This window comes from Mycolicibacter sinensis (assembly GCF_001667375.1).
In the GTDB taxonomy this organism is placed as follows: domain Bacteria; phylum Actinomycetota; class Actinomycetes; order Mycobacteriales; family Mycobacteriaceae; genus Mycobacterium; species Mycobacterium sinense_A.
The window spans coordinates 1-1,615 of the sequence record NZ_LZIN01000043.1 but is presented as its reverse complement, the minus strand read 5'-3'; the positions used below and the strand labels follow the sequence as shown (position 1 = coordinate 1,615).

At 66.3% G+C, this 1,615-nt stretch carries 2 protein-coding genes and 1 pseudogene; all 3 read left to right on the top strand.

All coding sequences use genetic code 11. The annotated features are described in order from the left end of the window. A pseudogene (locus A5771_RS09310) lies at positions 1–205 on the top strand (trigger factor); the annotation flags it as partial. 95 nt (positions 206–300) lie between these two features. Further along, a complete protein-coding gene (gene clpP1 / locus A5771_RS09305; protein WP_013828383.1) occupies positions 301–879 on the top strand; it encodes an ATP-dependent CLP protease proteolytic subunit ClpP1 in 579 nt (192 codons plus the stop codon). Next, the gene (clpP2, locus tag A5771_RS09300; protein WP_064854936.1) at positions 876–1,511 is read left to right on the top strand and encodes an ATP-dependent CLP protease proteolytic subunit ClpP2; all 636 of its coding nucleotides are present in this window, start codon (positions 876–878) and stop codon (positions 1,509–1,511) included. Before clpP1 ends, clpP2 begins: the two co-directional genes overlap by 4 nt. Positions 1,512–1,615: the final 104 nt, after the last annotated feature.

The window sequence follows — 1,615 nt, the reverse complement described above, 5'->3', positions numbered from 1 at the left end:
CGTGCGCCGGGGGATGGCGCTGGCGGCGGCGGTGCGCGCCGCCTCGGTCACCGACACCGACGGCAACGAGATCGACACCGCCGAGTTCTTCGGTACCGGCAAGGCCCCTGACGCAGACGCCGGCGACGACGTGGCGGTCGGGACTGAGGAGGCCGACGGGGCCGCAGACGAGGCGGTCGAAGCCGAGGCGGCATCCGACGAGTGACGCTGTAAGCGAACGAAGCCGGTTCGGACCGCCCCCAGTGCCGCCGGTTCGTTAGGGTCGGTGCATATGAATCTCGAGAAAGCAGGTATCCCACTGTGAGCCAGCCCGGTCTGAATCTCGTCGACTCCGTATACGAGCGCCTACTGCGAGAACGCATCATCTTCCTGGGGTCGCAGGTGGACGACGACATCGCCAACCGGCTGTGCGCCCAGATCCTGCTGTTGGCCGCCGAGGACCCCACCAAGGACATCTCGCTGTACATCAACTCCCCGGGTGGTTCGATCAGCGCCGGGATGGCGATCTACGACACCATGGTGCTGGCGCCGTGCGACGTCGCCACCTACGCGATGGGCATGGCCGCCTCGATGGGCGAGTTTCTGCTCGCAGCGGGCACCAAGGGCAAGCGCTACGCGCTGCCGCACGCCCGGATCCTGATGCACCAGCCGCTGGGCGGGGTGACCGGCAGCGCCGCCGACATCGCGATCCAGGCCGAGCAGTTCGCGGTCATCAAGAAGGAGATGTTCCGGCTCAACGCCGAATTCACCGGTCAGCCGATCGAGCGCATCGAGGCCGACTCCGACCGCGACCGCTGGTTCACCGCTCAAGAAGCGCTGGAATACGGCTTCGTCGACCACATCATCACCCGCGCCCACGTCAACGGAGATGCATCATGAACCCCGAAATCCAGCCGCAGGCGCGCTACATCCTGCCGTCGTTCGTCGAGCACTCCAGCTGGGGCGTCAAGGAGTCCAACCCGTACAACAAGCTGTTCGAGGAGCGGATCATCTTCCTCGGCGTGCAGGTCGACGACGCGTCCGCCAACGACATCATGGCCCAGCTGCTGGTGCTGGAGTCGCTGGACCCCGACCGCGACATCACCATGTACATCAACTCCCCGGGCGGCTCCTTCACGTCGCTGATGGCGATCTACGACACCATGCAGTACGTGCGCGCCGACATCCAGACCGTGTGCCTGGGTCAGGCCGCCTCGGCTGCCGCGGTGCTGCTGGCCGCGGGTACCCCGGGCAAACGGATGGCGCTGCCGAACGCCCGGGTGCTCATCCACCAGCCGTCGCTGTCCGGGGTGATCCAGGGTCAGTTCTCCGACCTGGAGATCCAGGCCGCCGAGATCGAGCGGATGCGCACCCTGATGGAGTCCACCCTGGCCCGCCACACCGGCAAGGATCCCGAGCAGGTCCGCAAGGACACCGACCGGGACAAGATCCTCACCGCCGACGAGGCCAAGGAGTACGGGATCATCGACACCGTGCTGGAGTACCGCAAGCTCTCGGCGCAGACCGCCTGAGCTTTTTCTCGCGAGCAGACGTAAAAGCCCCCTCGTAGCACAGGGGGCTTTCACGTCTTCTCGCGCAACAAGGCTGTCATCGCCGCGATGTCGGCCGGGCGCAC